This is a genomic window from Pseudarthrobacter sp. NPDC080039 (assembly GCF_040702335.1).
GTDB classification, from domain to species: domain Bacteria; phylum Actinomycetota; class Actinomycetes; order Actinomycetales; family Micrococcaceae; genus Arthrobacter; species Arthrobacter enclensis_A.
Window position 1 is genome coordinate 13937 of the sequence record NZ_JBFBKY010000006.1, and the last position, 19021, is coordinate 32957.

A 19021-nucleotide genomic window follows, 5' to 3' on the forward strand; every position below is an offset into this window, starting at 1 on the left:
CCTCACCATGCGCCCCTTGTGCATTTGCAGACGCCCCTCAAAAGTATATCCCGAATCAGACCTGAGAAGATTGGATTATTTCTTGCCTGACTTCAATCGACCTGCTTTTATCGAAACGCGGAAGGGGCATGCCTTTTCCGAGATGGTTGTTCGGGACTTTGAACGCGGGTTATTGAAAAACGGTTTTTCTAAGAAAAAAGAACAATTCTCGTTTTTTTGGGATATCCTAGGTCGGATAGCGGGGCGAGTTGGCTATTCGCATCCGATTAGAATTGATTCGAGACCTCCACTTGTTGTGGGATTGATGGGCTTGGCTGAAAGACAAATATATCCATATACGTTCTCGACGGAGATTTTTCCTTACATCTGGGATTGCTGGCCGACAAGGCAGGCCGACTGGAGAAGTTTTTTCGACCGACACCAGTTCCCACTGGTCGCGTTCACTTCGATAGACGCTGCGAATTTTTGGAGGCAGGAGCTACCGAAAACGAAAGTCTTATGGTTGGCCGAAGCGATAGACACCGATTCTTTCCCTGCAGGCCCATTACTAGTGGAACGTAATTCTGTTCTCTTGGAAATTGGAAGACGGCATGAGACTGCTCATGCGGTGGCAGAGCTAACGCTTGACTCGATGGGCGCAGGCCACATGTTCCGAAAGAGCGCCGACAAAGATTTCCTTCCAACTCGGACCGACCTTGTTTCGGCTCTTCACACCAATCGAGCTCTTCTCTGCCACCCTGGCAGTGTCACTGACCCGTCCGGACGAACGGGTTTGTGGGAATCGATGACCCACCGGTACCTCGAGGCCGTCGCTACCAAGACGTTGGTCGTCGGACATATCCCTCATGAAATGAAAGTGCTCTTTGGTTTCGAACCGGGCATCACAGTCCAAGACTCTGATCTGCCGGACCTTCTTGAAGATCTCCATCGAGATGCAGGTAGATTCCAAGGGTTGGTGGATAAGGCCTACCGTCGCCTACTTGAAGTGGCCACATGGGACGTCCGAGCCGATCAGCTGAAGAACCTATGCCGATCCGATGATTAACCAACCTGGGTCCCAGCTGTGTGATGTAGGGGTTGCCAAACCTCACCAAATGGAATTGGACTCGTATCCGGCGGTAGTTCCTTTCTCTGGATTGGTAGGGACCGCGATCTCGCGTCACCGCGGCTCAACAGGTTTCTATCTGGTCTATTCACATATTGAGGATTGCTGGCTAGTGGAGCCCCTACAAAAGGATTGCGCCTCCTTGGTGTAATAAAATGCGAACCTGCACTGATTCAATTGGGATGCTTGCGGGAGAAGGGTCTTGCGCGGTGAGATCAAACGAAAATTGGCGAGGACAAACATCCCGACTCTTGATGGTGTCAGACGCCTGTGTCGTCATTTGGGCTATTGCGGGAGCTTACGTGATCCGCTTCGGGTGGGAGCCAGAATCGACCGAAGCGCATGATGTAATCTACGCCTGGGTCGCGCTTCTACTGTCTGTCGCGTGGTGGCTAATGTTGGGCGCTTGGAGCAGCCGGCAGAATCGGATACTAGGATCAGGACCCGAGGAGTATAGACGCGTTGCCGCAGCATCCCTTTGGCTCTTCGGTTTTGTAGCCATCTTTTCCTATGTACTCAAACTGGAAACTGCCCGCGGGTTCGTAGGCATCGCATTGCCTGCTGGCCTCGCTGGCCTCCTAACTACCCGGTGGCTCCTGCGTCAGCACCTTAGCGTTCACCGACAGCAGGGGCGGCGCATGTCGCGCGTTCTCCTCATTGGTGGAACAAGTGCGGTGGCGCACTTGACACGGACTCTAATTGGGGCGCGGCATGCTGGCTATGAGCCCGTTGCCGCCTATGTACCCGGGGCAAACGATCCAGGTCCGGAACTGGAGGATCTGGGCCTACAGGTCATCGGTAACGAGCCGACAACGTACGCGATCCTCACGGCCATCGAGGCCTGCAAAGCAGACGCCGTGGCTATCTCTGCCGGGGTCCAGCTTCACCCCCAAATTCTGCGTCACCTCGGCTGGGAGTTAGCCAATCGCAATGTGGGATTGATCGTGGCACCGGCGCTCACAGATATCGCCGGACCGCGCATCCACACACAACAAGTCGCGGGGCTTCCATTAATCCATGTAACGACGCCCAGCCTCGAGGTCGGCCAACGCGTGGCTAAGCGATTTATTGATTTTGCGGTCGCAACAATCCTTGTCATCGTGGCTTCGCCTTTTCTCTTACTGATAGCGGCACTTGTACGCCTCGACACTCCGGGACCCGCACTCTTCCGACAGGTCCGCGTTGGCATTCAGGGGAATGAATTCGACATGCTGAAATTCCGATCAATGGTTGTCGGCGCGGAAAGACACATCGAAGCGCTGCAAAGTCACAATGAAGGCCACGGCCTACTGTTCAAGATGAAGAATGATCCGAGAGTGACCCGCGTTGGGTCGGTCTTACGCCGGTATAGCCTTGACGAGTTACCCCAATTGTTCAACGTCATTGCTGGGTCCATGAGTCTTGTCGGTCCTCGCCCGCCGCTCCCAAGTGAAGTCGTGTCGTATGAGAGCCACGTGCGACGAAGACTTCTGGTAAAGCCCGGGCTTACAGGACTTTGGCAAGTCAGCGGGCGCTCAAATCTCTCCTGGCAGGACTCAGTCCGCCTTGATCTGTATTATGTGGAAAACTGGTCCCTGACTGGCGACCTCGTCATCATCCTCCGAACCGTCCGCGCTGTCCTCCGTGGCACTGGAGCATACTGATCTCGCTAATCCAAATTCGTTGGGTTGCGGACAACTAACCGCGTCGGAAAGGAATTCCATACGATGCTTCAACCTGAAGTTCACAGCGCCTGCCTAAGTGCCGAACATGCCGGAAGCAGTTCCCGGATTCGCCTCGCATTCTTGAGAATTAGTTCCCAATGACGAAACCAAATCGCCCCGGTGATGTGACCGACTCGTCCATGCGTACGAGTCCCTCTACGTCGAGCAAGAAACGACACAACAAACGTCTTTTCCTAACGCTGGCCTTAGGAGTCATCGTACTCGTCGTGGCCGTCGCAACGATTTGGCTAGGAAACAAAGCAAAGATCATCAGTGACGAGCTGAACGCGGCGTCCTCTTTAATTCCTGCACTAAAAGAAGAAATATCCCAGGGCCAGCCCGCAAAAGCGGCTGCTACTGTCGAACAATTACGCGGCCACTCAGCCCTGGCACATCAAGCTGCAAACGATCCTGTGTGGACTTTGGCGACAAGCCTCCCAGTCCTCGGTTCAAACTTCAGCGCCGTAGCCGAGGTCGCGCGCTCTGCAGACGATGTGGCCAACCTGGGTATTGCACCTCTCGTACAAGTTTACAGTGCAGTTGGATGGGAGTCCCTCCTTCCGAACAGCACGGGCACTGACCTAGCGCCCCTGGAAGCAGCATCACCGAAGATTGTCGCAGCTGCTGATACGGTCCGTCTTACTGCCGACAGGCTGAACCGTATCGATACAAGTGCCCTAATGCCCCAAGTGGCTCACCCGTTGAATAACGCCAGGGACCGGCTCCAGGAAGTTGCCGAAGCACTGGACGCAGCTGCCGACGCGTCGAAAATAATGCCTGAAATGTTGGGGACAAAGACGCCCCGCAGTTACCTGCTGATGATCCAGAACAATGCGGAAGCCAGAGCAACTGGTGGAATTCCTGGCGCCTTGGCTGTGATTCGTTCGGACAAGGGCAGGATCAGCCTTACTGCTCAAGGCAGCGCCCATGATCTTGGCATCTTCAATCCGCCTATATCGGTTGACACCGAGCAGCAGGGCATTTATAGCACCCGGCTGGGCAGATTCATGCAGGATGTGACTCTAACCCCCGACTTCCCCACGGCCGCCGCAACTGCCTCGAAGATGTGGGAACAACGGACCGGTCAAAAACTAGACGGTGCCATCTCTATGGATCCGGTCGCCCTCAGCTACATCTTGGAAGCCACCGGACCGGTCAACCTTGAAGACCCGCAGTTACGCGCGCTTGGCGCCGATAAGCTTCCGAGCCAAGTATCCAGCAATAATGTTGTCAAGACGCTGCTTTCCGACGCCTATGCCCAGTTCAACAACCCTAAACTCCAAGACGTTTACTTCGCGGGGGTGGCGAAGGAGGTTTTCGCCGCTCTGTCCTCAGGCAAGGGTGACGCCAAGGCACTCCTAACCGAAGTAGAGAAAGGCGTCGAAGAACACCGAATCCTTCTCTGGTCCGCCGACTCCACCGAACAATCGGTAATTGGCAGATACCCCGTCAGTGGCGCTATCACTGGGCCTAGCGTGCCTGCTGCCCAGTTCGGCGTTTACTTCAACGACGCTACCGGCGCGAAGATGGACTATCACGTCAAGCGCACTGTCCAGTTGGTTCAGGAATGCACGGATAACGGTTACGGACAGGTCAAAGTCCGAATTACGAGTACTAACACGGCAGCTACTGACGCTGCAACATCCCTGCCGGCCTATGTCACTGGTGACGGGACGTTCGGCGTCCCACCAGGGACTGTTCAAACCAATATCACGGCGTACGGGCCTGTCCAGGCAAATATCGAAACCTCTAAACTCGACGGACAGCAGACGCCGTTCGCACCATATATGCACAGCAACCGACCGGTCGGTGTAGTTGCCGTGCGCCTAGCCCCCGGCGAACGCAAGACTGTCGAGTTCACCTTCGGAAAGATTGTCCAGCAAACAAAACCTACGGTGATTGTCACACCAACTGTTCAGCCTGTGAAGGACGTTGTCCTGCCAACGGAGAACGCGTCCTGCGGGCAAGAACAGTGAATGTGGCGTTAACTTTATGTAAACCGACTGGATTGAAGTTGGTCACAAGCGATAAGGGATGATATCTTCTGTCTGGGATATCTATCCGTAGTTCTGCACACGGTCTCGTGCGGAGGGGACATCTCCCTAAATTCGGGTATCAACACTTAAACGTCTCCGGGGGGACAAAACATGAAGAAAACACTCGCTGCGCTCGCACTTGCAGGTTCTATTGCACTTATCGGTTCCGCCCCTGCCATGGCCACTACGTACCCGGCACTTCCGCCGGCTGCTGGCGTCTCTAACGGCACCGTCGCACCGGGCCAGACCTTCGTATTCACAGCTCAGGGCTTCCTGCCTGGTGAAAACGTCACCATAACCATCACCCTCGTAACGACTGGTGCTGCAAACACTGGCGGCACCGCCGTTTCGGCCAAGATCCCTGTATTCCAGGCTCCGCAGACTCTCAGCGCTACGGCTGACGCCCAGGGCAAGATCTCTGTGCCGCTGACCATCAATGAAGCCGGAACCTACTCCATCACCGCCACCGGCAACACTTCCGGCGTCACTGTCGGTCCCGTGGTCGTCAAGGTTGCTGCTTCACTTGCCAACACGGGCGGCGCTCCGCTCGCCAACACGGGCGGGCTCGCCAGCACCGGCGCCGACTCCGGCCTGGTCCTCTGGACCCTGGTTGGCGCAGGCGCACTTGCAGCCGGCGCAACTTCTGTCGTAGTGGTTCGCCGCCGCGCAAAGTCGGAAGCTGCTGTATAACTCCAGCGCTTCATGGCACCAACGAAGGTGGGTGCTTCTCCGGGAACGGAGAAGCACCCACCTTTTGCTTCATGTGGTATCAATTTGATCTATGGGGAGACATTGGCGGAAGGCACCGAGAACGTATGACTTTTCCGTTCCGCTCCCCCGGGCACAGGTTGTGAGCTACGCCTTCCTCGGTCTGCTGGCCGCCTGCGCTTTAGCCACCGCCGTGTTCGCCATTCTGCGGATCACCTGAGGCCCTTTTGAGACACCTTTACAACCAGCGGTTATGGCAGTTGATTCTCGCAGCAATGCTGGTGCCCTTGGCCTTGGTCGCTTTCTGGCCAACACCCGTGGACCAGCCCGTTGCAGGGCAGCTCGCCGCCGTGTTGAATTTCCTCCACCAGCACGGAATTCCGGGCTGGTTTGACTACGACTTCGTGGAAAAATCAGCCAACGTTAGCCTATTCCTCCCGGTAGGATTTGTGACCTCCCTGGCATTTCCCAACAAACGATGGGGGCAAATCGGCGCCTTCGGAATGCTCGTTTCCGGCTGTATTGAGTTGGGGCAGCTCCTGTTTCTTCACAGCCGCTTTGCAAGTCCGTCAGATGTCATGACCAACACGTCAGGTGCTGTCGTCGGCGCCCTGGTGGCCCTCCTGGCCACGCAAAAAGGGAGGCCCGCCGCCTTCCGGCAACGGGCCTCCCAGAGTCAATAGAGCGTCAGGACTACCCGACGAAGCCCTTCATCCAGGTCTTCAAGTCTTCACCGAACTCCACGCGTTCCGATGCGAGGGTGATGACGGCCTTAAGGTAACTCAGCTTGTCACCGGTATCGTAGCGGCGTCCCTTGAACACCACGCCGTATACGCCGGAGCCTTCGCCCTCGCCAGCGGCGAGGGTCTGCAGGGCGTCGGTCAGCTGGATCTCGTTGCCGCGGCCGGGCTCGGTGTTTTCGAGGACGCCGAACACCGAGTGGTGCAGCACGTAGCGGCCGATAACGGCCAGATTGGACGGCGCGTCAGCGACAGCAGGCTTCTCCACCAGGCTGTTGACGCGAACAAAGTCCTCACCGTCCACAGCAGTGATATCTGCGCAGCCGTAGGCGCTGATCTGTGACGGATCAACCTCGATCAGTGCGATCACAGAGCCGCCGGTCTTCTGCTGCACCTCCATCATGCGGCTCAGCAGGTCCTCGGCCTCATCAATGAGGTCGTCACCCAGCAGGACCGCGAAAGGCTCAGCCCCCACGTGCTGCTTCGCGCACAGGACCGCATGACCCAGGCCTTTGGCCTCGCCCTGGCGGACGTAGTGAATGGGACCCAGGTTGGACGCGTACTCCACCAGGCCCAGCTTGTCCTTGTCGCCCTTGGCCTCCAGTGCAGCCTCCAGGCCGGGCTCTCGGTCGAAGTGGTCCTCGAGGGCGCGCTTGTTGCGGCCGGTGATCATCAGCAAATCTGTGAGTCCTGCGTCAATCGCTTCCTCAACCACATACTGGATGGCCGGGCGGTCAACGACCGGCAACATTTCCTTCGGCATAGCCTTGGTGGCGGGCAGGAAGCGTGTTCCCAATCCGGCAGCAGGAATGACGGCTTTGGTGATAGCTTTCCCCGTAGTCATAGGTGAACCTTAACAAATTTGCTGGAGAGACCGGCAATCGAAGCAGATTTCTTTGGGCTCATTTACAGCAATCCACCCGTGAACTTCGGCTCGCGCTTCTCCTGGAACGCGCGGAAACCCTCCGCGTAGTCGTCGGTCTTGCAGAGGCGTGCCTGCTCGTCGTTCTCCTCCTGCATAGCGTGCCACAGGCCCAGGCGCTGGTCGCGGATGTGCGCCACCAATTCCTTGGACGCCACGAAAGCCTGGGTCGCGCCAGCAGCCACCCGCGAAACGATGGACCGCGTGGATTCGAGCAGCGACTCAGCAGGCATCGCCCGGCTGAACATCCCCTGCGCCACCGCCTCCGCGCCCGAGATCAGGTCCGCCGTGTAGATGAGGTCCAGCGTGCGGTGCATGCCCAGCCGCTCGGTGAAGTACCAGTGGCCGCCCGAATCCAGTGTGGCCCCCAGCTTGGCGAACGGCGAGCCGAACTTCGCGTTCTCCGCCACGTACACCACGTCCGTGGCCAGCAGCAGCCCCAGCCCCACCCCCAGGCAGGCCCCCTGGGCCGCGGCGAACGTCGGCGCCGGGAACGCAGCCATTTTCTGCAGCAACGGCTCCACCAGCCCGCCCAGGTACGCCGCGGCGTCGTCGTTCTCCGGCGTCACCCCCGCAATGTCCCGGCCCGCGCAGAAGGCCCGGCCCTCTCCCCTCAGCAGCAGCGCCCGCACCTCACCGCGTGAGGCGGCGGCAGCAGCGTCGTCGTACGCCTGTGCTAAATCCCGCAGCGCCTGCTCATCCAGCGAGTTCAGCTTGTGCGGGGCGTCCAACACGACTTCGGCGATGCCGTTGCTGATGGAAAGGGAAATCATGGGACTCCTCAAGTAGGGGAAAGACTTACACGTCGAAGTCGACGGTGACTTCCTTGCTGGTGGGGTGGCTCTGGCAGGTCAGCACGTAGCCCTTGTCCAGCTCATCCTGCTCCAGCGCGTAGTTCTCGTCCATGGTCACGCTGCCGGTGACCACCTTGGCCCGGCAGGTGCCGCACACTCCCCCGGCGCACGCGAACGGCACGTCCGGGCGCACCCGCAGCGCCGCGTTCAGGATCGACTCGCGGGCGTGCGTGGGGCTGGCCACCTCGCCCTGCAGGCCGTCCAGCTTGAACGTGATCTTGTACGTCTCCTTGGACTCGTCCACCACCACGGGACGGCCGGCCTGCCCCTCCGGACGGTCCGGCTTGCCCGACGTGAACAGCTCGAACCGGACGTTCTCCGGCTTCACACCGCGCTCGGCCAGGGTGTCACGGCACAGCTGCACCAGCTCGAACGGCCCGCACAGGAACCACTCGTCCACATCATCCGCGTGCAGGGCTGTGCCCAGCAGCTGCTGCAGCTTCTCCGAATCAATGCGCCCGGACAGCAGCGGCGCGATCCGCTGCTCGCGGCTCAGCACGTGGTGGATGGCCAGTCGCTGCGGGTACTTGTCCTTCAAATCCGCCAGCTCCTCCAGGAACATCACGTCCATGGCGGCCTTGTTGGCGTAGATCAGGTCGAACCGGGTGTCCGGGTTGGCGGCCAGCAGCGTCCGGGCAATGGCGATCACCGGGGTGATGCCGGACCCTGCCGCGATGGCCACGAAGTTCCCCGCCTCCCCCGCCAGCTCCTCCGGGTGGTTCATGGAGTTCATGACGTTCTGCTCCACGGCCTGCCCGTCCCGGCCGTGCTTGGACACGAACGCGCCCATGGGGCTCATCACGTCCAGGGTGTCCCCGGCCTTCAGCTCGGCGTTGGCCCACGTGGAGAACAGCCCGCCCAGGTCCTTCTTGATGGCCACACGGATCTCGCTGGTGCCGTCCGGGAAGCTGCGCGGCTCGGCGCAGATGGAGTAGCTGCGGCGGATTTCCTTCGGCTCGCCGTTCTCATCCGGCAGCGTGGTGCGCAGGGCCACATACTGGCCGGGCAGGTAGTCGAACTTGCCGGCGAGATCGGCCGGCACATGGAAACTGACCTCGATGGCATCATCTGTGAGCCGGCGCACCTCCTTCACCTCGAGGGTGTGGAAGGACGGACGACGGCGGCCGGTCACCTCAGCCTCTTCGGCGGCGGTCTGGCGGACAACAGGCATGGGGGTTCCTTACAGGACTTTGAAGTAGTCGAACGGTTCCTTGCAGTCCTGGCACACATACAGCGCCTTGCAGGACGTGGAACCGAAGCGGGTGAGTTCCTTGGTGTTGAGGCTGTTGCACTGCGGGCACTTCACGGCCAGGCTCAGCCGGATGGGGCCGCTGTGGCCGCCCGCTTTGGAGTGGCCGCTGGGCGGCGCGATGCCGTACTCCTGCAGCTTCTGCTTGCCGGCCTCGGTCATCCAGTCCGTGGTCCACGCCGGGGCCAGGACGAGGTCCACGTGCACGTCCCCGTAGCCCTCCTTGGCGAAGGCCGTGTAGAGGTCGTCCCGGATGGCGTCCATGGCCGGGCAGCCCGAGTACGTGGGCGTAATGGTGACGGTGACTTTGTTGTCCGCCACTTCCACCTTGCGGAGGATGCCGAGGTCCGCGATGGTGAGCACCGGGATCTCCGGATCCACCACTGTGGCCGCGATGTCCCAGGCGCGTTCCTCCGCCGACTGTTCTGCCGGCGTCGTACGCTTTGCCTCGAAGTCGCTGACGTAGATGTCCATGACGGTCACCAGCTTGCTCCGGGATGCTCGCGGGCCAGCACCTGCATCTCCGCGAGGATGTAGCCCAGGTACTCCGAGTGCTTGCCCTGCCGGCCGCCGCCCGGGGCTGCGGGCACGTCCGGGGCCTCCAGTTCGGCTTCGGCCAGGACTTCGGCGGTCAAGCGGTCAAAGTCGTCTTTCAGGGCGGAAGGCGCGACGGCGGCACCCGCCTCAGCCAGGCGCTGCGTCAGCTCATCGTCGCGGAACAGTTCGCCGACGTACGGCCACATGAGGCGCAGGCCGTGGATCATGCGGGTGCGGGATTCCTCCGTGCCGCCGGCCAGGCGCAGGATCCACTGGCTGCTGTGGTCGCGGTGGTAGTCCACTTCCTTCACGGCCTTGGCGGCGATGGCGGCCAGGGTGGCGTCCGTGGATTCGGTGAGGCTGCGGTAGAGCTCGTACTGGTAGTAGCTCACCACGAACTGGCGGGCGATGGTGGCCGCGAAGTCGCCGTTGGGCTGCTCGAACAGCTGGACGCTGCGGAACTCGTGCTCGCGGCGGAAGTAGGCCAGGTCGTCCTCGGACTTGGCCGTGCCGTCCTCGTTGGGCATGCCGGCTCCGGCGTAGGTGAGGAAGCTGCGGGCGTGGCCCAGCTGGTCCAGGGCGATGTTGCCCAGGGCGATGTCCTCCTCCAGCTCCGGCGCCCGCGAGATCCAGTGGCCCAGGCGCTGGGCGAGGATCAGGGCGTCGTCGCCGAGCCTCAGGGCGTATTCGGCCACGTCCTCGGAGGGCTTGACCAGGCCGGTCTTGACCTCGAGGGCGATGTCCTCCGGGCGGAGGGCGTTGCCGGGGGTGATTCTTGTGGCACTCGCGTTGGCCTCGCTCACAGGTGCTTCACCCCTTCGCTCTTGGTGTAGTACGTGGCGTGCCGGTAGTCCTTGCCCTGCGGGGACTCGAAGAAGGAGCCCTTGGAATCGGGGTCGCTGGCGGCAATGGCGTCGGCCGGGACCACCCAGATGGAGACGCCCTCGTTGCGGCGGGTGTAGAGGTCGCGGGCGTTCCGGAGGGCCATGGCGGCATCCGGTGCGTGCAGGGAGCCGGCGTGCACGTGGCTCAAGCCGCGGCTGGACCGGACGAAGACCTCCCAGAGGCCCCAGGCGGAGCGGTCGTGGTGTTCCGGTGCCGAGGCGGGCATTTCCGGGTTGCCGGCTGGGGCCACGCCGACCGGGGTCCCCGGCCGAGCTTGCGAGGTTGGGGAGTCGGTGGGGATCATGCTGCGTATTCCTTCTGCTGCTTGGCTGACTGTTTTGCTGCATAAGCCGCAGCTGCTTCGCGGACCCAGGCGCCGTCGTCGTGCGCTGCCCTCCGGCGCTCAAGGCGCTGGGCGTTGCAGGGACCCCGACCGGCCAGGACTTCCTGGAACTCGTGCCAGTCGAGGGGGCCGTGCTCCCACTTCTTGGTGTTCTCGTTGAAGCGGACCTGGTCATCGGGGAGGGTGAGGCCCAGGACCCGGACCTGCTCCACCATCATGCCCACGAAGCGGCTGCGGAGCTCGTCATTGCTGAACCGCTTGATGTTCCAGGCCATGGACTGCTTGGAGTTGGGCGAATCGTCGTCCGGCGGCCCGAACATCATCAGGGCCGGGGCGTACCAGCGGTTCACGGCGTCCTGGGCCAGCTGCTTCTGCTCGGGGGTGCCGTTGGAAAGTTCAAGCAGGATCTCGAAGCCCTGGCGCTGGTGGAACGACTCTTCCTTGCAGATGCGGACCATGGCCCGGCCGTAGGGGCCGTACGACGCGCGGCACAGCGGGACCTGGTTGCAAATGGCTGCGCCGTCCACCAGCCAGCCGATGGCGCCCATGTCCGCCCAGCTCAGCGCCGGGTAGTTGAAGATGCTGGAGTAGCGGGCCTTGCCGGCGATGAGGTCGTCCATCATCTTGTCCCTTGTCTGTCCAAGGGTCTCGGCGGCGGAGTAGAGGTAGAGCCCGTGGCCGGCCTCGTCCTGGACCTTGGCCATGAGGATGGCCTTGCGCTTCAGGCTGGGGGCGCGGGTGATCCAGTTGGCCTCCGGCTGCATGCCGATGATCTCCGAGTGCGCGTGCTGGCTGATCTGGCGCAGCAGGGTCTTGCGGTAGGCGGCGGGCATCCAGTCGCGGGGCTCGATCCGTGAGTCCTCGGCGATGATCCGGTCGAAGTGGGCCTGGCCTGCCGCATCCTCTTCCGGGGTTAGCTCAGCCGGCACTGACTGCAAGTTCTGCGCTGCCATGGTTGCTCCTATGCAAAGACCTGATGGGCGGCTCGGAATTATTTACCGACCGTTCGTTCAGGATATGTTGGCGCGGCGGAACTCGTCAAGCGTGCACCCACTCCCCCTTCCCAACGCCCCACCACCTCCTGCCCCTTCTCCCCCGACGCCCCACCACCTTTCGCAGCCAATCCACCAACGCCCCACCACCTCTCGAGCAAAAGGCGCGGGCCGCCGTCGCGCATTCCTGCTGCCGGAGCCTGCGGCTCACTTTTCGATGCGCATCTGCCTCATCGACGCACTATCTCCCTTTCGAGACCCAAATGTGAGGCGCGAAAAGGAACCTGCGCACCGGAAACGGATTTGTGCGTCGAAAGCACAACGCGGGCCGAAGGCGAAGCACCACCGCAGACACCGGGAACCGCGCACTTCTTAAGCCTTTCTTAAAGCCCAACGGGGAGAGTGGAAGTACGGGCCGGACAGCGCCCTGCTACTCCACCAAGGAAGAAATGCTCGGAACAGCTCACGAAGACCACACGTACCCGCAGACCGCCCCCGCGGCACCCCCGGCCGCCGGCATCCAGTTCAGGGCACTCCCCCAGCCCCGCCACTGGCTGCCGCTGGGCATACTGCTGGGCGCCGCCGTCGTTGTGCTGGGCCTTACCGTGCAGCTGGTCCCCGGCGACACAACCGCAGAACTGGGTGTTGACCAAACCCTCAGCCTGCACCACGTTGCCGCACTGACCGCCGTGGCCATGGGGATCAACCTGCTGTTCGGCCCGGTAGTGGGCCTGGCCCTCATCGCCGCCGCAGCCCTGGCCATCTGGCTGTTCAGGCGCGATTTGGTGTCTGCCGTGGCGTTCGGGCTCACCGCGTGCTCGGGCTGGGTGGCGAGCGAGGCCTTCAAGCTCCTGTTCGCCCGGCAGCGGCCCAACCCCGCCCTGCTGTTCGACCCGCTGGCGCCCGAGACCGGCTCCAACAGCTTCCCCAGCGGGCACGTCAGCTTCGCGGTGGCCCTGGCCTTCGCACTGTACTTCCTGGCCCGCGGCACCCGCTGGGCAAAGCCGGTCGCGGCGGCGGGCGCCCTCACCGCGCTGATCGTCGCCTGGTCCCGCCTTTACGTGGGGGTCCACTACCCCACCGACGTAACGGCGTCCTTCTTCGCCGCGAGCGCTGCCGCCATCGTGCTCGCAGGGCTCTGGAACCGCTTCGCCCCCGCGCTGGTGGAACGTGTTCCCGCCAGGATCCTCCGCCGCTCCCGCCGGGCGTAAGGGCAACCATGCACAGCCTTCTGATGTCGCTGGCACCGGCAGCCGCCGGGGCGCCGTCGCTGCTAGACCCCGCAGGCCTGCTGGAGGGCTTTGGCCCGGCCGCACTGGGGATCATCGCCGCGATGGTGTTCATTGAATCCGGCGTCCTGTTCCCCTTCCTGCCCGGCGACTCCCTCCTCTTCACCGCCGGTCTCCTGCACCAGCAACTGAACCTGGCGCTCCCCCTGCTGATCGGCGTCATCACCGCAGCTGCGATCGGCGGCGACCAGGTGGGGTACCTGCTGGGGCGCAAGTTCGGCCGCCGCTGGTTCAAGGACGATGCCCGGATCCTCAAAACCTCCCACCTGACCGTCACGGAAGACTTCTTCCGGCGCCACGGAGGCGCCGCCGTCGTCCTGGCCCGTTTTGTCCCCATGGTGCGGACCTTCGCGCCGCTCACCGCCGGAATCGCGCGGTACGAATACAAGGCGTTCACGCTCTGGAACATGGTGGGGGCTTTGGCATGGGCGACGTCGGTGACCCTCCTGGGCACCTGGCTGGGACACTACGAGATCATCGCCAGGAACATCGACGTCATTGCCGTGATCATGGTCCTGGTCTCCGTGGTGCCGTGGATCGTGGAGTATCTGAAGCGCCGGCGGAAGAACCGGCAGGCCGCCGCGGAACAGCCCCTTGACGAAAGCGTTGAGGCGGCTGCGGAAGAATAGGCGGCATGACAACAGGTGAGGGGCTGGCCCTGCTGCTGGTGGAGGACGATCCCGTCCTGGGCCCGCTGATTGCCGAGCTGCTGGAGCCCGACTTCACGGTCCGGCTCGCGGCAAACGGGCAGGAGGGCCTGCACCTTGGGCTGACGCAGCCGTGGGACGCGATGGTGATCGACCGCGGCCTGCCCGTCATGGACGGCATCAGCGTCATCACCGCCCTGCGGGCCAAGGGCATCGGCACCCCCATCCTGATCCTCACCGCGCTGGGCGACACCGCAGAAAAAGTCCGCGGCCTGGACGCCGGCGCCAACGACTACCTGACAAAACCGTTCGACGGCGGCGAGCTGGCCGCGCGCCTCCGCGCACTGACGCGCACCTATGGCCAGCCCGCGGGGGAAGGTCCGGCCGGGCCGGTGGACATCGGCACGTGGGAATTCCACCCGGCGTCGCGCGCTGTCCGTTCACTGTACGGCGGCACCGTCACGCTGACCGCAAAGGAAACCGAACTGCTGGCCGCACTGGCGGCGGAGCCGGACCGGGTGTTCACCCGGGACGAACTGCTCGCCGCGCACTTCCAGGAGACGGACCAGCCCGGCGTGATCGACACCTACGTCCACCACCTTCGCCGCAAGATCGACTGGAGCGTCATCCGCACCGTCCACGGCGTTGGCTACCAGATCGGCGACCCCTCATGACTACTTCCGGGCCGAGCACCTCCCCTGCCGCCGGCGACCCGGACCGGGAAATCCTGCGCCGCGCATCGCTGAAGGTGGCGCTGCGGATCAGCGCCGGCGTGGCCGCGCTGGTCCTCATCCTCCTGGCAGCCGCCACCGCCTTCCTGATGTACAAGCTGGCCCATCCGGTCCTGCCCGGGGCCACCGAGCCCGGGAAACCGTACACCTACCTCGATTCCAGGGACCTGATCGAGGGGATGATCCTTGCCGGCCTGGCAGGCATTGTGCTGGCCGGGCTGGTGGGGTGGCTGAGCGCGCGCAGCGCCATCCGGCCGCTGGGGGAAGCGCTGGCCCGGCAACGGAGGTTCGTCCAGGACGCCAGCCACGAACTGCGCACCCCCCTCGCCATCCTGGACACCCGCATCCAGCTGGCCCAACGCAAAGCCGAACCCGGATCGGAACCGGCACAGGCCCTTGCGAAGATCCGCGAAGACGCGTCCACGCTGACCGGGATCGTGAACGAGCTGCTCCTGGCGGCCACCGCGTCCGCGACCGTGCCGGACCTGGAGCCGGTGGATGTCGCCCTGGCTGCCGGGTCAGTGGCCGGGAGCCTTCAGAACCTTGCCCGTCAACAGGGCGTCCAAGTGGCGTTCGACGGCGGCGGCCCGGCTTTGGTGCGGATCGATCCCAGTTCGTTCCGGCGCGCCGTGCTGGCCCTGGCGGACAACGCGCTGGGGCATACACCGGCGGGCGGGAGCATCACCGTTTCCGCCGCCGTTGAGGGTTCCTGGGCGCTGGTCCGGGTTTCCGACACCGGATCCGGGATCAGCGGCGTGGACCCGGACCGGATCTTCGACCGCTTTGTCCGTACCGGCGGGACGGGCGAGGCGCAGGGCCGGCGCAGCTTTGGGATCGGGCTGGCGCTGGTCCGCGAGATTGCTTCCGCAGCCGGAGGCACCGTGAAGGTTGTCCGCAGCGGACCGGACGGAACCACCATGGAACTCGCGCTGCCCCTGGCCGCGGCCTGACAGCCCCTATGGGGTTTGGAGCGGACCGGGAAGCCTCCTCCACCGTTTTGCCAGCACGTTCCACCCGGCGGCCTGAAGCGGTTTTCCACACCCCTGCCGAAAACCCTTGACTCGACACGCGTTACCCGGGAGGCTGGGCTGCGCCTTGACCTGCCATTGAATGGAGCGCCGCGATGACCAAAACCCAGGAAACGGGCACCGTGTCCACGGTGCTGTCGCCCGACGGCACCTCCCTCAGCGTCGAGCGGATGGGTACAGGACCCAGCCTGGTCCTGGTGGACGGAGCCTTCTGCGGCCGGAATTTCGGGCCTGCACGTGCCCTGGCGAATGAACTGAAGGACGCCTTCACGGTCTATTTCTACGACCGACGCGGACGCGGTGACAGCAGCGAAACTCTGCCCTACGCCACCGAACGCGAGATCGAGGATCTGCAGGCCGTGCTGAATGAGGCGGGCTCCAGCCCCTACGTTTACGGGATCTCCTCCGGCGCTGCCCTGGCCCTCGAGGCTGCCGCAGCGGGAGTGCCGATGCGGCGGCTGGCCACCTATGAGGCGCCCTACACCGGTGTCCAGGGTGCGGACGGGACGCCGGGGAGCCATCGCGAGCACCTGGAAGCCCTGCTGAAGGAAGGCAAGCGCGGCAGCGCCGTATCGTACTTCCTGGTCAAAATGGTGGGAGCACCGGCCTTTCTCCCCTACCTCCTTCGACTCATGCCCGGGGTGTGGAAGAAGCAGATCGCGGCGGCAAACACCCTGCCCTACGAAACCCGGGTGACCAACAACTTCGTGGCCCCGCTGGAAAGGCTCCCCACCATTACCGTTCCCACCCTCGTCATGGTGGGCGGAAAAGCCGGCGCCCCCATGGCGCAGGGGCAAAGGGCGATCGCGGGAGCCATAGCCGGCAGCGAATACCGCGTCCTCGACGGCCAAACCCACCAGGTCTCCGCCGCCGCCATAGCCACCCAGCTCAGGGGCTTTTTCAGCACCGGGACCTGACGCCGGATTCTCCTGTCGCGCGCGAAAGGCGCGGGCCGCCGTCGCGCTTTTCCGCTCTGGCGCCCGCGCCTGACACCGGCGCTTACGCAGCCCTCCTCTTCGGGATGGTCCGCGTCTTCGCCGCAGCCGGCTCAGCCTCGGTTGCCGGCGGCGTCTCTCCGCCCGCGCGGCCCGGAGGCGTGGACTCCCGCAGCCGGGCCCGGGCATCCAGGACGTCGCCGATGAACCAGTCGTAGACCAGGACGCCGATGACGCCGCCCACCAGCGGGCCGACGATGGGAACCCAGAAGTACCAGCTGAAGGCGCCATCCACTGTGCCAGGCAGCGCCGTTTGGCCCCAGCCGGCAAGCCAGGCGAAAAGCCGGGGGCCGAAGTCGCGGGCCGGGTTGATGGCGTAACCGGCGTTGGCGCCGAGGGAGATGCCGATGGCGGCAACGGCCAGGCCGATCATGAACGGGCCCAGGTTCGCCTGGACGGCGGTGTTGCGCATATCGATGATGGCCACGACGAACATGACCAGGAAAGCGGTGCCCACGATCTGGTCAATCAGCGGGCCGGTGGGGTTCCCGTTGAAGTAGGGCGCCGGGAACGTGGCGAAGATGGAGTAGGTGGCGAGGCCTTTGGGGTCGGTACGGCCGGTGCCCACGGCTTTGTTGTAGGCGTCAATGGCGTTGTAGTACAGCAGGTACACCAACGCCGCCCCGGCAAAAGCCCCCACCACCTGGGCCGCGATATACGGACCAACCTTGCGCCACGGGAATTTCCGGCGCACCGCGAACGCCACGGTCACGGCCGGGTTGATGTGGGCGCCGCTGACGCCGCCGGCCACATAGACTGCCAGCGCCACCGCCAGGGCCCATCCCCAGGCGATCAGCAACCAGTCGCCCGCGGCCATGAAGATGGTGGTGGCATTCGCAGCCCTGCCGGAGCCCGGCAGGGCTGCGACGGCCATGGCCACCACGCCGTCGCCGAATGCGATCAGCACGAACGTGCCGAGAAATTCCGCAAGAAGCTCGCCCCAGGTTCCGCCCAGTTGCTTGAGTCCGCTGCCGTTGCGGACTGCATTTCTCAGGGGACTGACATCACTCATCGCAGTACCTTCTTTGCGATTTTGGCTTCAATCTTGGGTGTCATCCGGACTAATTGACAATCCGGGTACTTTCATGCTACGCCGAAAGTGTCCTTGGGTAACAGTCCGAAACCCGACCGACGGGCAGCCCTGCAACGGCGCCCGATTCCGCAGGCACGGAGCCGCGTTCCGCCCGACGGGCGGCACCCCGGCAGGCTCCGAATTGCACCTTAGGGACGTGGAGTTCGTTCGGAAAGGCACGACCATGAACGACAACGGCACCATCGAAAACACCCCGAACGCCGCCGGTCCGGAACACACGCCCGAGGAACCCGACCTGCGCGGGCGGTACGTCAAAGGCAACTTTGGCAAAGCCGGGGCACAGCGCGGCCGCCATGCGGAGGACGAGGAAGGCCAGTACATCGCCGGCAACTACGGCGGGGCCGGCAGAGAAGGCGGACTGCCCGAACCCCTGGGCGACAAGACCGTGGGATCCGGACGGTACGTCAAGGCCGACTACGGCGAAGCCGGCGAAACCACAGGCCGGACAGCCCAGTCCGAAACCGGGCGGTACCCCAAAGGTGATTACGGCAAGAGCGGCACTGTGGCTCCCACGCGCAAGCCACGCAACGGTGCGGGGCACTAGGCCCGCACACGCACACGGTGGCGGCCTCACTGAGGTGGGCCGCCGCCGTCGTGCTTTTCATGCGCAGGCTCACGGGGTGTTGGCGACGCGCTTATGCCCACTGGACGCGCACCCTCCACCGCGCGGCCCAAATCCGCGCAGCGAAGTGGAACCTGCGCCGCGGGAAGAAGAAGGCGCGTCGTGCTTTTGCGTGTTCCTTAAAACGGAAGCAAAGTAGGAGTCATGAAAGACGTCACCGGGACCATCGAGCTTTCCGGGGAGATGCTGCACCTGAAGTGGGCGCCCGGGGACGTGGTGACGGAGAGCGACGCGGTGGCGCTGATGGAGCGCGCCAGGGCCCTTAGCGGTGGGCGGCCCCTTCCGCTGCTGGTGGAAATGACCGGTTTGGCGTGGATCGACCAGGGGGCGTTTCTCGCATTCGCCGGGTACTGGCCGCTGACGCGCGCGGCCGTGGTGGGCACGTCGCCCGTGGACCAGACGCTCGCCGGCTTCTACACGGGACGGCACAAGCCGATGCATCCCACCCGCTTCTTCACGTCCCTGGACGAGGCGGTGGCGTGGTTGATGGAGCATCCGGCGGTACCGTAGGCCAGGTTTTTCCACATAGGAGTGGGGGCCTC

General features: G+C 63.4%; 20 protein-coding genes. 12 read left to right on the forward strand and 8 right to left on the reverse strand.

Annotated elements, in window-relative coordinates; translation table 11 throughout:
* The first annotated feature begins 82 nt into the window (after positions 1-82).
* From AB0313_RS08870 to AB0313_RS08890, 5 genes are all read left to right on the forward strand, one after another.
* Positions 83-1045: a glycosyltransferase gene (locus tag AB0313_RS08870; RefSeq protein ID WP_366304963.1), complete on the forward strand. Its 963-nt coding sequence runs from the start codon at positions 83-85 to the stop codon at positions 1043-1045.
* 314 nt (positions 1046-1359) lie between these two features.
* Positions 1360-2748: a sugar transferase gene (locus AB0313_RS08875; protein ID WP_366305274.1), complete on the forward strand. Its 1389-nt coding sequence runs from the start codon at positions 1360-1362 to the stop codon at positions 2746-2748.
* A gap of 158 nt (positions 2749-2906) precedes the next feature.
* The gene (locus AB0313_RS08880) at positions 2907-4784 is read left to right on the forward strand and encodes a DUF4012 domain-containing protein (protein ID WP_366304965.1); all 1878 of its coding nucleotides are present in this window, start codon (positions 2907-2909) and stop codon (positions 4782-4784) included.
* 171 nt (positions 4785-4955) lie between these two features.
* Positions 4956-5534, forward strand: a complete 579-nt coding sequence (locus AB0313_RS08885; protein WP_366304967.1) for an LPXTG cell wall anchor domain-containing protein — start codon at positions 4956-4958, stop codon at positions 5532-5534.
* Between the two features lie 278 nt (positions 5535-5812).
* Positions 5813-6235, forward strand: a complete 423-nt coding sequence (locus AB0313_RS08890; RefSeq protein WP_366304969.1) for a VanZ family protein — start codon at positions 5813-5815, stop codon at positions 6233-6235.
* A 10-nt stretch (positions 6236-6245) separates the two neighbouring features.
* Here the strand turns inward: AB0313_RS08890 and galU are convergent, their stop codons facing one another.
* The 7 genes from galU to paaA all read right to left on the reverse strand — a co-directional run bounded on the left by galU (position 6246) and on the right by paaA (position 12035).
* Positions 6246-7136 (reverse strand): UTP--glucose-1-phosphate uridylyltransferase GalU, encoded by an 891-nt coding sequence (gene galU / locus AB0313_RS08895; RefSeq protein ID WP_366304971.1) that lies wholly within the window; start codon positions 7134-7136, stop codon positions 6246-6248.
* A 62-nt stretch (positions 7137-7198) separates the two neighbouring features.
* Positions 7199-7987 carry an enoyl-CoA hydratase-related protein gene (locus AB0313_RS08900; protein WP_366304973.1) on the reverse strand — a complete coding sequence of 263 codons (789 nt, stop codon included), beginning with the start codon at positions 7985-7987 and terminating at the stop codon, positions 7199-7201.
* A 25-nt stretch (positions 7988-8012) separates the two neighbouring features.
* On the reverse strand, positions 8013-9239 hold the full coding sequence (paaE, locus tag AB0313_RS08905; protein WP_366304975.1) for a 1,2-phenylacetyl-CoA epoxidase subunit PaaE: 1227 nt from the start codon (positions 9237-9239) through the stop codon (positions 8013-8015).
* A gap of 9 nt (positions 9240-9248) precedes the next feature.
* Positions 9249-9791 (reverse strand): 1,2-phenylacetyl-CoA epoxidase subunit PaaD, encoded by a 543-nt coding sequence (gene paaD, locus AB0313_RS08910; protein ID WP_366305276.1) that lies wholly within the window; start codon positions 9789-9791, stop codon positions 9249-9251.
* Positions 9792-9796: 5 nt separating this feature from the next.
* Positions 9797-10657 carry a 1,2-phenylacetyl-CoA epoxidase subunit PaaC gene (paaC, locus tag AB0313_RS08915; RefSeq protein WP_366304977.1) on the reverse strand — a complete coding sequence of 287 codons (861 nt, stop codon included), beginning with the start codon at positions 10655-10657 and terminating at the stop codon, positions 9797-9799.
* Positions 10654-11043: a 1,2-phenylacetyl-CoA epoxidase subunit PaaB gene (gene paaB / locus AB0313_RS08920; RefSeq protein WP_141940376.1), complete on the reverse strand. Its 390-nt coding sequence runs from the start codon at positions 11041-11043 to the stop codon at positions 10654-10656. Before paaB ends, paaC begins: the two co-directional genes overlap by 4 nt.
* Entirely contained in the window at positions 11040-12035 is a 996-nt protein-coding gene (gene paaA, locus AB0313_RS08925) for a 1,2-phenylacetyl-CoA epoxidase subunit PaaA (RefSeq protein WP_366304980.1), read from the reverse strand. Before paaA ends, paaB begins: the two co-directional genes overlap by 4 nt.
* A 488-nt stretch (positions 12036-12523) precedes the next feature.
* On the opposite strand from paaA, the gene AB0313_RS08930 reads away from it, so the two are divergent.
* From AB0313_RS08930 to AB0313_RS08950, 5 genes are all read left to right on the forward strand, one after another.
* Positions 12524-13285 carry a phosphatase PAP2 family protein gene (locus tag AB0313_RS08930; protein WP_366304982.1) on the forward strand — a complete coding sequence of 254 codons (762 nt, stop codon included), beginning with the start codon at positions 12524-12526 and terminating at the stop codon, positions 13283-13285.
* Between the two features lie 8 nt (positions 13286-13293).
* Positions 13294-13992, forward strand: coding sequence for a VTT domain-containing protein (locus AB0313_RS08935; RefSeq protein WP_366304983.1), 699 nt, complete (start codon positions 13294-13296; stop codon positions 13990-13992).
* 5 nt (positions 13993-13997) lie between these two features.
* Entirely contained in the window at positions 13998-14684 is a 687-nt protein-coding gene (locus AB0313_RS08940) for a response regulator transcription factor (RefSeq protein WP_366304985.1), read from the forward strand.
* Positions 14681-15691 (forward strand): HAMP domain-containing sensor histidine kinase, encoded by a 1011-nt coding sequence (locus tag AB0313_RS08945; RefSeq protein WP_366304987.1) that lies wholly within the window; start codon positions 14681-14683, stop codon positions 15689-15691. The genes AB0313_RS08940 and AB0313_RS08945 overlap by 4 nt, the downstream gene beginning before the upstream one ends.
* A gap of 173 nt (positions 15692-15864) precedes the next feature.
* Positions 15865-16686, forward strand: coding sequence for an alpha/beta hydrolase (locus tag AB0313_RS08950; protein WP_366304989.1), 822 nt, complete (start codon positions 15865-15867; stop codon positions 16684-16686).
* An 82-nt stretch (positions 16687-16768) separates the two neighbouring features.
* On the opposite strand, the gene AB0313_RS08955 is transcribed toward AB0313_RS08950, so the two are convergent.
* On the reverse strand, positions 16769-17776 hold the full coding sequence (locus tag AB0313_RS08955) for an MIP/aquaporin family protein (protein ID WP_307310538.1): 1008 nt from the start codon (positions 17774-17776) through the stop codon (positions 16769-16771).
* A 244-nt stretch (positions 17777-18020) separates the two neighbouring features.
* On the opposite strand from AB0313_RS08955, the gene AB0313_RS08960 reads away from it, so the two are divergent.
* A complete protein-coding gene (locus AB0313_RS08960) occupies positions 18021-18401 on the forward strand; it encodes a hypothetical protein (RefSeq protein WP_366304991.1) in 381 nt (126 codons plus the stop codon).
* A 222-nt stretch (positions 18402-18623) separates the two neighbouring features.
* Entirely contained in the window at positions 18624-18989 is a 366-nt protein-coding gene (locus AB0313_RS08965) for an STAS/SEC14 domain-containing protein (RefSeq protein WP_366304993.1), read from the forward strand.
* Positions 18990-19021: the final 32 nt, after the last annotated feature.